The sequence below is a fragment of the Novosphingobium marinum genome (assembly GCF_013408095.1).
Lineage (GTDB): Bacteria > Pseudomonadota > Alphaproteobacteria > Sphingomonadales > Sphingomonadaceae > Novosphingobium > Novosphingobium marinum.
Genome location: NZ_JACBZF010000008.1, coordinates 13975 through 28375, shown reverse-complemented (window position 1 = coordinate 28375; position 14401 = coordinate 13975). Strand labels below are relative to the sequence as shown.

Sequence of the window (14401 nt, the reverse complement as noted above, 5' to 3'; positions counted from 1 at the left end):
CCCCCGATCACTGCGAGAGGATGTCCTTTTCCTTGCGCGCCAGCTCGTCGTCGACCTTCCTGATCATGTCGTCGGTCAGCTTCTGGACGTCGTCCTCGCCGCGCTTCTTCTCGTCCTCGGAGATTTCCTTCTTCGCCTCGTCGGCCTTGAGCGCCTCGTTGCCGTCGCGCCGCACGTTGCGGATCGCGACGCGCGCCTTTTCGGCGTACTGCCCGGCAAGCTTGGCAAGCTCCTTGCGCCGTTCCTCGGTGAGGTCGGGGATCGGCAGGCGCAGCACGTTGCCGTCGTTGATCGGGTTAAGGCCCAGTCCTGCGGCGCGGATCGCCTTTTCGACCGGACCGATGTTCGACTTGTCCCACACCTGGACCGAAAGCATGCGCGGCTCGGGGGCCGAAACCGTCGCCACCTGGTTGAGCGGCATCTGCGCGCCATAGACCTCGACCACGATCGGATCGAGCAGCGTCGTATTCGCGCGGCCCGTGCGCAGGCCGGAAAGATCGCTCTTCAGCGAATCCACCGCGCCCTGCATGCGCCTTTCGAGATCGGCCTTGTCGTATTTGGCCATCAGGCTTCCTCCTGTACTATTGTCTGGGTGCCCTTGCCTTCCAGAACCTTCGCAAGGTTGCCGCGTTCCCGGATCGAGAAGACGACGATGGGGATCGCGTTCTCGCGGCACAGCGCCACCGCCGACGCGTCCATCACCTTGAGGTTGCGGCTGAGAACCGTATCGTAAGAGATTGTTTCGAACCGTTCCGCGTCGGGTGATTTCTTGGGATCGGCGTTGTAGACGCCATCGACGCTGGTGCCCTTGAAGAGCGCGTCGCAGCCCATTTCCGCCGCGCGCAGCGCCGCCCCGGTATCGGTCGTGAAGAACGGGTTGCCCGTCCCCGCTGCAAAGATGACGATGCGCCCTTTCTGCAAGTGGCGTTCGGCCCGGCGGCGAATGTAGGGCTCGCAGACCGAGGCCATCGGGATCGCCGATTGCACCCGCGTCTCGACGCCGAGCTGTTCGAGGGCGTTCTGCATGGCGAGCGCGTTCATCACCGTCGCCAGCATGCCCATGTAGTCGCCGGTGGTGCGGTCGAGCCCCTTGGCCGCCGCCGAAAGCCCACGGAAGATGTTGCCGCCGCCGATGACGAGGCAGATCTCCAGCCCGGTGTCCTTGGCGTCCCTGACTTCCTGCGCAAGCTTGGCGACGAATTCGGGATCGATACCGTAGGACTGGTTGCCCATCAGCACCTCTCCCGAAAGCTTGAGCAGGATGCGCTTGAATTCGGGTAGGCTCATGGGGGTCCGGGGTCTCGGTGTGGCGGGATGGCCCCGCCTAAAGCCAAGCGTCCCCGTTGCCAAGCGTAGAGTGGCCTGGCTGCAAGGCTGACGTCATGTCAGGAACCGGCAAGCGTTGCGGCTCAGTGATTGGAAAGGTGTGTGCCCAGGTGCTTGCCGGCGATGTAGCCGAAGGTCAGTCCGGGGCCGAGCGTGCCGCCCGCGCCGCCGTAGGCCTCGCCCAGAACCGCCGCCATGGCGTTGCCCGCTGCATAGAGTCCGGGGATGGGCTTGCCCTCCCAGTCGAGGACCTGCGCATTGTCGTTGGTCTTGGGCCCGCCGGCGGTGCCCAGCGCGCCCGACTCCATCTTCACCGCGTAGTACGGAGCCCGGTCGATAGGGCCCAGCGTGCGATACGGGGGTTCGAACTCGGGATCGCCCCACATGTAGAAATTGTCGTAGGTATTGTCGCCGCGATTGAAATCGTCGTCGTGTCCGTTCCTCACCATCTCGTTGAAGCGCCCGACCGTGGACGCCAGTCCTTCGGGATCGATCCCGGCCATTCGCGCCAGGTCCTCCAGCGTGTCCGCCTGCATCATGTACGGCGGGATCGGCGAGCCCGGTGGCGAAGTGAAGGTCGGGTACTTGTCCTTGTAGCGCTGGTCGAGGATCAGCCAGTATGGCAGGTTCGCGTACGAGTGCGTGCCCGCGTCGAAGGCGTGCAGCGCCTTGCCCATCGCATTGTAATTGGCCGCCTCGTTGACGAAGCGCTTGCCCGTGCGGTTGACGAGGATCGCGCCCGGTCGCGCGCGCTCGTCAGAGCCGAGCATGTAGTTGGGCTTGGCATCGCGATGCTTCGGTTCGTATTCGAGGACGCTCTGCTGCCAGAACGCGTGCTGCATGTTGCCGAGCTGGGCGCCGGCATCCATTGCCATCAGCAGGCCGTCACCCTCGTTCTCCGGCACGCTTACGGGCCCGGTCAGCGGGCCGCGCAGGAAGGTCTGCACGAGCTTCTCGTTCCATTCGAACCCGCCGGTCGCAATGACGACACCGCGCCGGGCGCGGACCCGGAAATCCTTCCCGTTCGCATCTTCGGCGACGACACCCATGACCCGGTCGCCGTCCTTGACGAGCTTGCGGGCTCGCTTCTCGAACTCGACAGGGATCTCGCGGTCGAGAACCGCAAGGAACAGCGCCCCGATGAGCGCCTGGCCGAGGCCCCGGAAATCGCCATCCTCGCGTTCGGCGAGCGTTGCCTCGTCAAGAGTTCCGCTGACCGCTTCCATAAGGCTGCCGCGCACCGGGTAGGCCATCTTGGTCGGATTCACGCGCGCGGCCCACTTGCCGAGGCGGTTGAAGGAAAACGCGTCGTTGTCCAGCGAGCGGCCACCGTCGGGCTTCGCGCCCGGCAGGTAGGGCTGGTAGTCCGGAAAGTCGGCGTAGGCATGGAAACGCACCGGCGTCTTTTCGCGAAGGTAGCGGATCAGCTCGGGCCCGCTTTCCATGAATGCCATCAGGTTGTCCGGATCGAGTTGTCCGGGCGAAAGCGCGTCGAGGTAAGCTACGATGTCCTCGTCACTATCCTCGATCCCCGCCTCGACCTGGTACGGGTTGTTCGGGATCCACAGCATGCCGCCCGACATTGCCGTGGTGCCGCCGACCATGCCGGACTTCTCGAGGATGACGACATCCTTCGCCCCGAAATCCTTCGCAGCGATCGCCGCCGTCATGGCAGCGCCGCCCGAGCCCAGCACGACGACGTCCGCTTCGAGATCCCACGCATCATCGCTCATTGATCCAGCTCCCGTTGGCGACAGTCACCGCGATACGCGCGCCTCGCCGATTTATGATGTGACAGATGTCATATGTCAGGACCCGCGGCGGTGCCACTCGTACATGTCATAGGCATGTGCGAAACCATCGGGACGAAAAGCAAACGGGCCGGAGGATCGCTCCCCCGGCCCGCTGGTTTGCCGTGATGGCCGATGCGGCAATCAGACGCCGGCAGCGGCGGCGACTTCGGCGGCGAAGTCGCTCTCTTCCTTCTCGATGCCCTCGCCGAGCTGGTAACGAACGAAGTCTGTCAGCACGATCTTGGTGCCGGCTTCCTTGCCCGCCTGCTCGACGACCTGCGCGACCGGGGTCTTGTTGTCCATGACGAAGACCTGGCTGAGCAGCGCGTTTTCCTTGGCGAACTTGGCGACCGCGCCTTCGACCATCTTTTCCTGGACGTTCTCGGGCTTGCCGCTTTCCGCGGCCTTCTCGGCGGCGATCTTGCGCTCGCGCTCGATCAGTTCCTGGTCGAGGTCGTCTGCGGAAAGCGCCAGCGGGAACGCGGCGGCGATGTGCATCGCGATCTGCTTGCCGAGCGGCTCGAGCACATCGGCGCCAGCATCGCTTTCGAGCGCAACGAGCACGCCGATCTTGCCGAGGTTCGGCGCGGCGGCGTTGTGCATGTAGGGCACGACGATGCCGTTCGGCACCGAAACGGTCTTCATGCGGCGCACCTGCTGGTTCTCGCCGATGGTCGCGACGTTGTCGGTCAGCTTGTCGGACACGGTGCCGCCGTCGGGATAGGAAGCCGACTTGAGCGCCTCGACGTCGTCGGAGGACTGGCCGAGCGCGACCTGCGTGGTCTTGCGCACGAAATCCTGGAACTGGTCGTTCTTGGCGACGAAGTCGGTTTCGGAATTCACTTCGACGGCAACGCCCTTGGTGCCTTCGACGGCAACGCCGACGAGGCCTTCGGCGGCGGTGCGGCTCGACTTCTTGGCGGCGGCGGCAAGGCCCTTGGCACGCAGCGAGTCGACGGCGGCTTCAAAATCGCCGTTCGCTTCCTCGAGCGCCTTCTTGCAGTCCATCATGCCGGCTCCGGTGCGCTCGCGAAGGTTCTTCACGTCAGCGGCGGTGTAGGCCATTTGGCTATTCCTCTTGGTAATGGTTGGGTCGCGCCCCGGCGCAATGAGGCCGGGGCGCTACGAATTCATGACAACGGCGAGCGCGTTCAGCCCTGTGCGGGCTCGGCAGCGCTTTCCTCGGCCGGCTCGGCGGCGGGCTCGGCCGCGGCTTCCTCGGCCACCGGCTCGTCCATCGCGCCCACGTCGACACCCGAATCGACCACCGCGGCGGTGCCGCCCTTGGTTGCGGCCTGCGCGATCGCGTCGCAGTAGAGGCGCACGGCGCGGCTGGCATCGTCGTTGCCCGGAACCGGGAAGGCGATACCCTGCGGATCGACGTTGGTGTCGAGCACCGCGACGACCGGGATGCCGAGCACGTTGGCTTCCTTGATCGCCAGTTCTTCCTTGTTCGCGTCGATCACGAACATCACGTCGGGAATGCCTCCCATGTCGCGGATACCGCCGAGCGAAAGCTCGAGCTTGTCGCGCTCGCGAGTGAGCTGGAGGACTTCCTTCTTGGTAAGGCCCGCCGTGTCGCCGCCGAGCGTTTCCTCAAGCGTCTTGAGGCGCTTGATCGACTGCGAGATCGTCTTCCAGTTGGTGAGCATGCCGCCCAGCCAGCGGTGGTTCACGAAGTGCTGGCCGCACGAACGCGCCGCTTCGGCGATCGGCTGCTGTGCCTGGCGCTTGGTGCCGACGAACAGCACCTTGCCGCCCGCCTGGACGGTGGCCGAGACGAAGTCGAGCGCGCGCGCCATCAGCGGCACGGTCTGCGACAGGTCGATGATGTGAACACCGTTGCGGGCGCCGAAGATGTACGGCTTCATCCGCGGGTTCCAGCGGTGGGTCTGGTGGCCGAAGTGTGCGCCGGCCTCGATCAATTGCTGCATGGTGACGGTGGGAGCCGCCATAGTACGTTCCTTTCCGGTTATGCCTCTGGGAAGCTGGAACCGTGCGGACTGTCCGCTGCGGCACCGGTATGTCAGTGCTTCCCATGTGGATTTGCCTTGCGCACGCGCCCCGATGCCGGGCCGAATCCGTCAGGCGGCGTCCCCTTAGCCCCAAGCGTGGCGGAAATCCAGTGGTTGCGTGAAAAACGCCCGAAAGCGCTTGACGTCACGGAACAAAAAGAGAACATTGTACTTGTGGACGCGAGAATAGTCCGATTCGAACATATCCACAAGTTATCGACAGGGTTTCCACCGGTCGGCGCACAGGACGGAAAAAAGGGGAAGACGCATGATCGATCAGGTACTGGCAGTGTTGTTCGTCGGCTCGGCCCTGCTCGCAGGCGGCACGATCGCTGCGACTGTCAGGCGCTATGCGGACGCGATCCCGGCGCTGCGCCGTGAAGTGGCAAGCGCCGTTGCCGAACGCGAGCTTCGCTTTTCGACGCGCGAATACTCGGTTCCTTCCGTGCGGGCGCGCGTGCTGCGTCCCGTATTCGGCACTGCCGGCGACGTCAGGTCGGTTCGGCCGGCGCGGGCCTTGCAGCTGCGCGCTGCCGCCTGACCCGCGCGTAGGCGATCAGGCCTACCGGGATAAGCGCGATGTAGACGAGGCTGATTGCCACGAGCGTAAACCACGGCTCGAGGAGGAGCGCCGCGACGAGCAGTCCGACCAGAGCGATGATCTCGATCCGGATGTTTCGGCGCGGCCGCAGTTTCGACCAGCTCAGCGTCGGCAGGCTCGAGATCATCAGGAATGCGATGAGGATCATCCAGATGCTGATCGCGATCGGATCGCTGAATTCCGGGCGGCTGCTCGCGATCCACAGGTACATCGGCAGAAAGGCGAGGCCTGCCCCCAGCGGCGCGGGGACGCCGGTCAGGAAGCCAGCCTGCTTGTGCGGCTGGTCCGGCAGGTCGATACGGGCGTTGAACCGCGCGAGCCTGAGCACGCAGCAGATCGCAAACGCGAGCGAGGCGAACCAGCCCACGCTCGGCAGGTTCTGCAGCGTCCAGAGATAGACGATGAGCGCCGGGGCGACGCCGAAGGATATCGCGTCGGCAAGGCTGTCGAGCTCGGCCCCGAAGCGCGATTGCGCTTTCAGGAGCCGCGCCGCCCGTCCGTCGATCCCGTCGAGCACGCCTGCAAGGATCACCGCCCCCACCGCCTTCTCGAACTCGCCGGCGATGGCGAAGCGGATGCCGGTCAGCCCGACGCACAGCGCTGCGGCGGTGATGGCATTGGGCACGAGCGCACGCAGCGAGAGGCCCGGCTGCATCCGGCGGCGGCGTTCGCGAAGCGGCTCGCTCACTGGTAGATACCCTCGATCTGCAACTGCTCGCCGATCTCGGCCAGGATGGTCTCGCCCGCGGTCACCTTCTGGCCCATGATGACGCGCGGCTCCGTCCCCTCGGGCAGGTAGACGTCGACGCGGCTGCCGAAGCGGATGAGGCCGACGCGCTGGCCCGATGCGAGCATGTCGCCCGGCTTGATGAACGGCACGATGCGTCGCGCCACCAGCCCCGCGATCTGCGTGAAGCACAGCACGAGGCCATCGCCGCGCTCGATCATGACGTGCTGGCGCTCGTTCTCCTCGCTCGCCTTGTCGAGGTCGGCGTTGACGAACTTTCCGGGGATGTAGACCACGCGGCGCACTGTCCCGCCGATCGGCGCGCGATTGATGTGCACGTCGAACACGCTCATGAAGATCGAGACGCGCGTGACCGGCTCGTCCTTGAGGCCCGGTCGCCCGCTGCCGTCGTCGACGGTCAGCTCGCGCGGCGGCGGCACCTTCTGGATGAGCGTCACGAGGCCGTCGGCGGGCGAGACGATGAAGCGGTCTCCGGTCGGGGTGACGCGGCGCGGATCGCGGAAGAACGCGACGATACCTACGGTCAGCGCGCCAAGCGGCCAGGCCAGCGTCTCCCATCCGAGCAGGGCTGCCACCAGGCACAGGCCCGCGCCGATGGCTGCGAAAAGGCGGAATTCGGGATGGATCGGAGGCCAGCTCCAGCTCGCCTCCCCCTTTCCCTGGTTGTCTAGGATTTCACCGGGCATCAATACCATCTAGGCGTGCGCGGCCCGCCCCGCAATGGCCGGCACCGCCACCGGACCGTTCCTCCCGTTCGCGAAGGCGACAGGGCGCCCGGCTTTTCGAGCCGGACGCCCCGTCTGATGCAGCCTCAGGATGCCTGCGCTTTCGTCAGCCTATCACGAATGCCGCAGCGTCCGCCTCGATGCTCATCGCCGCCATCGCAGCGGAGACGCCGTCGAGTACGGTATCCTCGCGAACCTCGATGTTCTGGATGCGCTCGTCGAACTCCTGGTCGGTGTCCTCGATGTCGTACGCCGTTTCGAGCGTGCCGTAATTTTCGAGGAGGTAGTCGGCCAGGGCCTCCTGTTCGCCAAGCACTTCGCCGTCGAAGCTGTTGGTGTCGACAAGGATGTTGTCCGGATCGTCGCTATCCGGATTGTCGATGACGCCGAGCGGATCCGAAAGCGAGTAGTCTTCGAGAATGTAGCGGAAGTTCGAGCCGTTCTCCGCAACCTGGTATCCGTCGCCGTCCTGCCGGGCGGTGAAGTCGAGGATGACCATGTTGATCACGTCCGGAGCGCTGTCTAGCACCTCGCCATCGTCGACGATCGCGGTCTTGTTGCCGTTCGCATCGACCAGCGCCACGTCTACCACCCGCATACCGGCGTCGGCTCCCGGATCGTAACTGACCTGGATGCCGCTCGTCTGCAGGAACCCGCCATTGCCCGGATTGAAGGCGTTGGGCGAGTTGAGCAGGTTCAGAAGTTGCTCGGGCGTCGCCTCGAACACGACGAGGCCATTGTCGAAGCGCAACGAGTTCTCGATGTCGAGCTGGCTGATCTCGTTGTCCGGGTTCGGCCCGAACACGACATCGTCGCCGGTTCCCGATACCGTGCCGATCTGCGAGCGGATGCCGCCGCCGTTCTTGATCGCGACCACCGCGACATCGTCGTCGAGGCCCAGTGCTTCGCGCGCCGCGTCGGCGTTGGCGTCTGCGGTGAGGTTGCCGAGATTCGTTTCCTCGCTGCGCACGATCGCGCGCGCACCTTCGAGATAAACCGTCGAGAAGCCGAAGACATTGCCGCTCTTGGCATCGATGATGTCCTGGACCGCGTCGGTCAGGCGAAGGACCTCGCTACCCTTCGTGCCCTCGGCAAAGGCCGTCGCGTCGAGGTTCTCGACAGTCGTGCCCCAGGCATCGGCGACGTTTGCCTCGGTCGAGGCATAAGCGCCGTTGACCGTGGAATAATCGTCGAGGCGATCGACCACGATTTCCCCGTTCTCGTCGAACTCGACAACAAGGCGTCCGAGATAGGTATATTCGTTGTCGGTGTTGACGATCAGCGTCGGAGCACCGTCGGCGCCCTGCGTCAGGATCGGGTAGGTATCCGCGAAGTCGGCTTCGTGACCCGGGAAGGCCACGGCCTCGTCGTCGGCATCGCCGAGGCGCGTGTTCGAACCCGCCGCGAGGATTATGTCAACGCCTTCGAGCAGCGGCGCGAGCGCGATTTCGTTCTCGATCTGCTGCAAGTGAGCCATGACGATGATCTTGTCGACGCCCTGGTCGCGCAGGTCGTCGATGTACGGCTGCAACTGCTGCGCGAGCAGTTCCATGTCGTCGTCGCCCGGGTTTCCGTCGACCACGGTCCCCGAAGGCGAACTGATGCGCGCCAGTACCTGAGTCGTCGCGCCGACGAGCCCGATGAGTTCGCCGTTCTCCTCGATGACGGCCGATGGCACGATCGCATTGTCGAGATCGGATGCGAATTCGAGGTCGTCGTCGCCGAGCGTCTCTTCGAAAAAGCGGTTGAGATCGCCGTCGCCGGAGAAATCGAGATTGGCGGAAAGATAGGGGAACATCGTTCCGGCGTAGTCTCCGTCGGGTCCAATGACGTCCCGGAGGCCGCGACTGCCAAGGTCGAATTCATGGTTGCCGATGGTCGACGCCTGCACGCCGATCGCATTGTGGATGGCGATGTCCACCCGGCCCTGCACGTCCCCGTCGGGCAGCACGTCGTTGATCGAGGGATCGGCTCCCGCGGCCAGGAACGGTCCGGGAAGGAAGTTGTCGCCGCCCGCGAGAATGACCGTGTTGGCGTAGTCGTCCTCGAACGCGTCGACGAGGGCCGCAAGGTTCGGAGCGGTCTGCGAGGCGAGGAGTCCTGCCTCGGCGTCGGCGAAATGGAGAAGCTGGAGAGTGTAGGTGCCGGGCTCGGTGAGCTCGAACAGCGATAAGGTTTCCGATTCCTCGTTCGCCACGATGAGGAATGCGTCTCCGGTCGGGCTGTCCGCAGCGCTGACGTAGGCGAGGCCCTCGGGGCTGATGTCGTCCATGCCGCGCAGGTACTGCACGAACACGACGTCGGTCGGGTCGGTGACATCGTAGACCATCACGCCGCCGCCGCCGCGCTCGAGCGCGATGAAGGCGAGGACCGAATCGCCGAACACGCCGGTGGTAACGCCTTCGGGTTCGGGGCCCTTGTTGTCCGAACGCCCGTCGTCGAACGCACCGGTGTTGGTGTCCTCGTCGTAGAGGCCGCCCATCGCGACGAATTCCTCGATCTGCGATCCGCTGTCGAAGACGATGTTGCCGTTCGAATCGAGGATCGAGAACGAGCGGCCGCCGTAGGCGAGCAGCCGGTCGATATCGCCGTCGCCGTCGAGATCGCCGTCATTGCCGGGAGCCTGGGAGACGCCGAGGCGGCCCAGTTCGTCATCCTGCTGCAGAACATCGGCATTGGGGAACGCGGTCGGGTCGAGCGTCAGGTCGTCGACGCGCTGCGACTCCTCGAAACCGTCGAGGAAACCGGGCAGGAAGTCGTCGCGGTCGTCTCCCTCGTTGGCGATGACGTAGTAGGTCATGCCGTCCGCGCCGGTGTACGACGCGATGGCGTCGGGCATGAACTGGCCGAACACGCCCGCGTTGCCGCTGGTCGGGAAAGTGTCGGTCGTCGCTTCCTCGTTGAACAGGAAGACGAGCTGGCCACCTTCCTTGAGGTCGCCGTCCACGATGCGGGCGGCATCGCCCTCGACGTCGAAGCGGTTCTGGTCATCGATGCCGTGCGCCTGCACGTCGGCGATGAAGAGCGAGCCTGCCGGACGGTCGAACAGGGCCGAGACATCGAGGATGCCCGAGCTTTCCCAGTGGCCCGGAACATCGGGCGCCTCGTCCACCGCGCCTTCGGGCAGCAGCACCGAGCGATCGATGTTGGCGATGCGCACTACCGAGCCGTCGGCCGGATCGATCCGCACGATCCCCGCCTCGTTGGTGTTGGCGCGATCCCCGGCTTCGAACACGTCGTCGAAGGCCTTGTCTTCCTGCACGTAGATGAAGCCGTCGGGCGACCACTCGAGGTTGTCGGGCGAGCGCAGCGCCTGGTCGGGATCGGCATCGCCATCATAGAGGATTTCGAGCGAGCCGGTGGCGCCGATGTCGTAGGTCACCGGATCGCCCGGCAGCCCCGGAGCGGGGACGATGCTGAACTGGACGTCCATGGTGTAGATCTCGCCGACCTGGTCGGCATCGTCGAACGCGCCCGGCGCTCCGGTCGAGGCGAGCACGAACTCGCTCGGATTCTCCGGGTTGGTCGCCACGTCCTCGGGACGCGAGAAGGCAAAGGCGCCCAGATCCTCGGCCTGCGACCAGAGGTTGCGCTGCGTCGGATAGCCGAACTGGTCGAAGCCGGTCGAGCCGTCGTCCGATGCCATCGCCTCGTTGCGCGAATTGTCGACGAGCACCCATTCGCCCGCCGAACTGCTGCCCTGTCCGGAGAAGCTCGACGGATCGTTGTCGCCATCGTCCGGGACCCAGACGAAAAGCTGGCCGTCATCGAGGCCGTTGCGTGCAAGGAACCCGGCTTCGGGATCGCTGTCCTTCTCGCCGACATAGAGGAACAGCGGCGCGCCTTCGGGCTCATCGTCGCCATCGGCGTCGAAGGGCGAGGTGTCGTCGCTCAGGATGAAGGCGACGTGCGTGGTCGTGCCGGTATCGAGCTGGGTGACGTTTTCCCACGCGCCGTGGCCGAAGGAGGGCAGCGCCCAGAGTTCGCCGCTGTCGATGTCGAGCGCCCACTCGACGCCGCCGATGGCATTGAAGTTGCCGCCGGTTTCCTCGCCGGTGAAGAAGATCGTGTCGGCAAGGCCGCGACCATCGCCGAAAGTGTCGGCCTCGAACAGGCTCGCCGAGCAGAAGCGGTCGAAGCCGTTGGTGCCCGCATCGCCCGGATTGATCGAGAACGAGTTGTCGGTGACGACATTGCCTGCCGAGTCGTAGACGGTGTCGAAGGCAAGGCCGCCGTCGACGATCTCCATCGTGGTCTTATCGATGTCGAAATAGCTGACGCGCGATCCTGTCAGTTCGGTGCCGTTCGCCAGTTCGAAGGCATAACCGTCGCCCGCCGCCAGTTCGTGGTTGACGAAGACGCGCACGGTGTTCTCGTCGATCAGCGTCGCGCCGATGCCGTCCATCACGCCCGGCGGGGTGTAGCCACTGTCGAGCGTCTCTCCGACGGTGAAGAGGGCCTTGGCGAAGTAGCCGTTCTGGCCATCGAGCATCGCCATGTCGTCCTGCAGCGCGCCGGCATCGATGTCGATGCCGCCGTCGCGGTCGGAGAAGTCGGCAAGCAGGCCGTCGAAGCTCTTGAGGCCGAGCGGCTGGACCGAGACGACCGTGGCGGTCGCAATGTCGACGATGGCGACGGCGTTGTTTTCCTGCAGCGTCACCATCGCGGTGGTGCCGTCGGGCGAGACCGCGATGTACTCGGGCTCGAGGTCCTGCGCGACAGTAGTGTCCTCGAAGCCCTCCTCGCCGGCGAAGAGGCGGACACCGGCGGCCTTGAGCGCATCGATCTGGTCGTTGAACGCCTCGAAGCCGGCGGTCTCGACCGTGGCTGCGCCGATGCCGTTCGAGATGTCGATGATGCTGATCGACCCGACCGGGTCGTTGCCGTCCTCGTCGAGTTCGGCCTCGTTGGCGACCAGGACCTTGCTGCCGTCGGGCGTGAAAGTCACCATGTCGGGCAGCGAGCCGACCTCGATGCTGCCGAGCACAGCGGCCTCGCCGACGTCGGCGCTGGTCGAGATGAAGTAGACGTCACCCGGCTGCGTCTTGTCGTCGGCGACGACCGCGACAGCGAGGATGCCGTTCGACACCGCGACGCTGGTGATGTTGTTCGTGCCGACCGAGATCTCGCCGAGCAGGGTCATGCCGAGGTTGTCATCGAGCTGGATGACCTGCACGCCGTCCGAACCGGTCACGAAGATGCGATTGGTCTCGGGATCGAAGGCGCTGATTTCCGCCCCGTTCAGTTCGATCGTCTCGGTCCGGCCGAGGCCGACCGCGTTCGAGGCCATCACCGAGACGCCCTGCTGCAGCGCGAGGTCGGCGAAGGCAGCGGTCGCGTTGCCCGCCGCATCGGTGATCGCGTCGCCATCGTAGGAGACGGTCGCATCGCCATCGACCGGGCTCTCGAGGTTGAGCACGACGCGGTTGCCAAGCACCTGCACGCTCTCGACTGCGATGTCGCCGTCCATGTCGACGCTGAAATCGGATGCGTCGGGCACACTGTCCATGTCGAGCTGCTCGTCGAAGTAGAGCGTGACGACGGTGCCGTCGCCGTCGACGGTCGTGTTCACGAGGCGCGGCGCGCTTCCGATGTCGAGCGTCAGCGGCGCGGACGCGGCGCCGACGTTGCCGTTGGCGTCGGTCGCGATCGCGGTGATCGTGCGGGTGCCGGGATCGAGATCGACATCGAAGCTGAACGAACCGTCGCTGCCGGCGGTCGTGGTGCCCAGGCTGGTCGAACCGTCGAACAGTTCGACCGTGCTTCCAGCCTCTGCGGTGCCGGTGATTGTCAGGCCATCGGTCTGGTCGGTGACGCCGTCGTTCGCGCCGTCGTCATCGGCGGGATCGAGCGTGAGCGAGACCGGCGCCGCAGGAGCGCTGGAGTCGACGGTAACCGTCAGCGGAGCCGATGCGGCGGTAACGTTGCCGGCGGTGTCGGTCGCGACGGCGGTAAGGTCGTTCGCGCCATCTGGCAGATTTACGGTGAAGGAGAACACGCCGTCGTCGCCGGCAGTCGTCGTTCCCAGGCTGTTCGAGCCGTTGAACAGTTCGACCGTGGTTCCCGGCTCGGCGGTGCCGCCGATGACGAGGCCCTGGCCATCGGTGACGAGGTCGTCGTCGTCGAATTCGCCGTCGTCGCTCGCCGTGTCGAGATCGAGGCCGGCCGGCGCGTCGCCCGCCGTTGCGTCGACCGTCACGTCGAGCGCAGCCGAGGCGGCGCTGGTGTTGCCGGCAGCATCGGTGGCGGTCGCGGTGAGCGAGTGGTCGCCCTCGGCAAGGTCGACGTCGATGGTGAATGAGCCGTCATCGCCCGCCGTGGTCGTGCCGAGGCTGGCGCCGCCGTCGAACAGTTCGACAGTCGATCCGGCTTCGGCGGTGCCGGTGAAGGTCAGGCCGTTGGTGATCGAGGTGACGTTGTCGCTGTCCGATGCGCCGGTGTCGTCGCCGGCGGCAAGGTCGAGGCCCGCCGGGGCGTCGGGCGCATCGGTATCGCCGCCGCCGTCACCGCCGCCGTCGCCGCCATCGATGTCGTCTTCATCGTCATCGTCATCGGTGATGAGGACGACTGCGACCGCGATGGCGGCAGCGCCGAGCAGGCCGAAGAGAAGCGCGTTGGAGCCGCCGAAAAGACCGCCGTCGTCACCGTAGTCGTCGCCAGACTGCAAGCCGTAGGAATAGGTCGCCGCTTCTGCGCCCGCCTCGGCAAACGCGGCGGTGGCGAGACCGCCTTCGAGGCTTTCGCCCTCGCCCGCCAGGTCGGAAAGGTTCGCTTCGGTCTGGGCCCAGTCTGCGCCCTCCTCGACGATCAGTCCGGCTTCGCCGCGCGCGTCGCGCGCCGCTTCGCTGTCGCGGCCCTCGCCGGCCAGTTCGAGCACCTGCTCCCTGGCGATCTCGATCTCTCGACCGGTTTCCTGGTCGATCGCCTCGACCTTCGCTCCTTCGGGAACCGCGAGGCGGGCCGGCAGGGACTTCACCACCTTCGAAATCTGATGCTTGCCGTCGGCGGACACGATGCGAATCAGGATAGCCACGAGCATTCCCCTCTTTTGCACAGGAAGACCGGCCGAGAATCCGGTCCAAGGAAGCCCGCACGCTGGCGACAGATTCTTGCAGGGAATTTACACTTCGACGACAGTTCTGTTGCAATTCGGCCCGAACCGGATTCGAAAACGTCGTTGCGTTGAAACGAGA

9 protein-coding genes are annotated in these 14401 nt (G+C 65.5%); 1 reads left to right on the top strand and 8 read right to left on the bottom strand.

What is annotated here, in order from left to right; translation table 11 throughout:
- Positions 1-7 precede the first annotated feature (7 nt).
- The 5 genes from frr to rpsB all read right to left on the bottom strand — a co-directional run bounded on the left by frr (position 8) and on the right by rpsB (position 5074).
- The gene (frr, locus tag FHS75_RS15890) at positions 8-565 is read right to left on the bottom strand and encodes a ribosome recycling factor (RefSeq protein WP_179408663.1); all 558 of its coding nucleotides are present in this window, start codon (positions 563-565) and stop codon (positions 8-10) included.
- The gene (gene pyrH, locus FHS75_RS15885; RefSeq protein WP_179408662.1) at positions 565-1287 is read right to left on the bottom strand and encodes a UMP kinase; all 723 of its coding nucleotides are present in this window, start codon (positions 1285-1287) and stop codon (positions 565-567) included. The genes frr and pyrH overlap by 1 nt, the downstream gene beginning before the upstream one ends.
- A 122-nt stretch (positions 1288-1409) precedes the next feature.
- On the bottom strand, positions 1410-3059 hold the full coding sequence (locus tag FHS75_RS15880; protein WP_179408661.1) for an FAD-binding protein: 1650 nt from the start codon (positions 3057-3059) through the stop codon (positions 1410-1412).
- A gap of 201 nt (positions 3060-3260) precedes the next feature.
- Complete coding sequence (gene tsf, locus FHS75_RS15875) at positions 3261-4184, bottom strand: translation elongation factor Ts (RefSeq protein WP_179408660.1); 924 nt, start codon at positions 4182-4184, stop codon at positions 3261-3263.
- 86 nt (positions 4185-4270) lie between these two features.
- Positions 4271-5074, bottom strand: a complete 804-nt coding sequence (rpsB, locus tag FHS75_RS15870) for a 30S ribosomal protein S2 (protein ID WP_179408659.1) — start codon at positions 5072-5074, stop codon at positions 4271-4273.
- A 328-nt stretch (positions 5075-5402) separates the two neighbouring features.
- On the opposite strand from rpsB, the gene FHS75_RS15865 reads away from it, so the two are divergent.
- Complete coding sequence (locus FHS75_RS15865; protein WP_179408658.1) at positions 5403-5675, top strand: hypothetical protein; 273 nt, start codon at positions 5403-5405, stop codon at positions 5673-5675.
- Here the strand turns inward: FHS75_RS15865 and pssA are convergent.
- The 3 genes from pssA to FHS75_RS15850 form a co-directional block, all read right to left on the bottom strand.
- Positions 5626-6390, bottom strand: coding sequence for a CDP-diacylglycerol--serine O-phosphatidyltransferase (gene pssA, locus FHS75_RS15860; RefSeq protein WP_179408701.1), 765 nt, complete (start codon positions 6388-6390; stop codon positions 5626-5628). The genes FHS75_RS15865 and pssA overlap by 50 nt on opposite strands.
- Positions 6391-6419: 29 nt before the next feature.
- Positions 6420-7169: a phosphatidylserine decarboxylase gene (locus FHS75_RS15855; protein WP_179408657.1), complete on the bottom strand. Its 750-nt coding sequence runs from the start codon at positions 7167-7169 to the stop codon at positions 6420-6422.
- Positions 7170-7314: 145 nt separating this feature from the next.
- Positions 7315-14241 (bottom strand): choice-of-anchor I domain-containing protein, encoded by a 6927-nt coding sequence (locus FHS75_RS15850; RefSeq protein WP_179408656.1) that lies wholly within the window; start codon positions 14239-14241, stop codon positions 7315-7317.
- Between the last annotated feature and the right edge of the window lie 160 nt (positions 14242-14401).

Excerpts from the sequence above, each read along its gene's own strand:
- pyrH (WP_179408662.1), bottom strand. The coding sequence starts at position 1,287 with ATGAGCCTACCCGAATTCAAGCGCATCCTGCTCAAGCTTTCGGGAGAG.
- rpsB (WP_179408659.1), bottom strand. The coding sequence starts at position 5,074 with ATGGCGGCTCCCACCGTCACCATGCAGCAATTGATCGAGGCCGGCGCA.
- FHS75_RS15880 (WP_179408661.1), bottom strand. The coding sequence starts at position 3,059 with ATGAGCGATGATGCGTGGGATCTCGAAGCGGACGTCGTCGTGCTGGGC.
- FHS75_RS15855 (WP_179408657.1), bottom strand. The coding sequence starts at position 7,169 with ATGCCCGGTGAAATCCTAGACAACCAGGGAAAGGGGGAGGCGAGCTGG.
- frr (WP_179408663.1), bottom strand. The coding sequence starts at position 565 with ATGGCCAAATACGACAAGGCCGATCTCGAAAGGCGCATGCAGGGCGCG.
- FHS75_RS15865 (WP_179408658.1), top strand. The coding sequence starts at position 5,403 with ATGATCGATCAGGTACTGGCAGTGTTGTTCGTCGGCTCGGCCCTGCTC.
- pssA (WP_179408701.1), bottom strand. The coding sequence starts at position 6,390 with ATGCAGCCGGGCCTCTCGCTGCGTGCGCTCGTGCCCAATGCCATCACC.
- tsf (WP_179408660.1), bottom strand. The coding sequence starts at position 4,184 with ATGGCCTACACCGCCGCTGACGTGAAGAACCTTCGCGAGCGCACCGGA.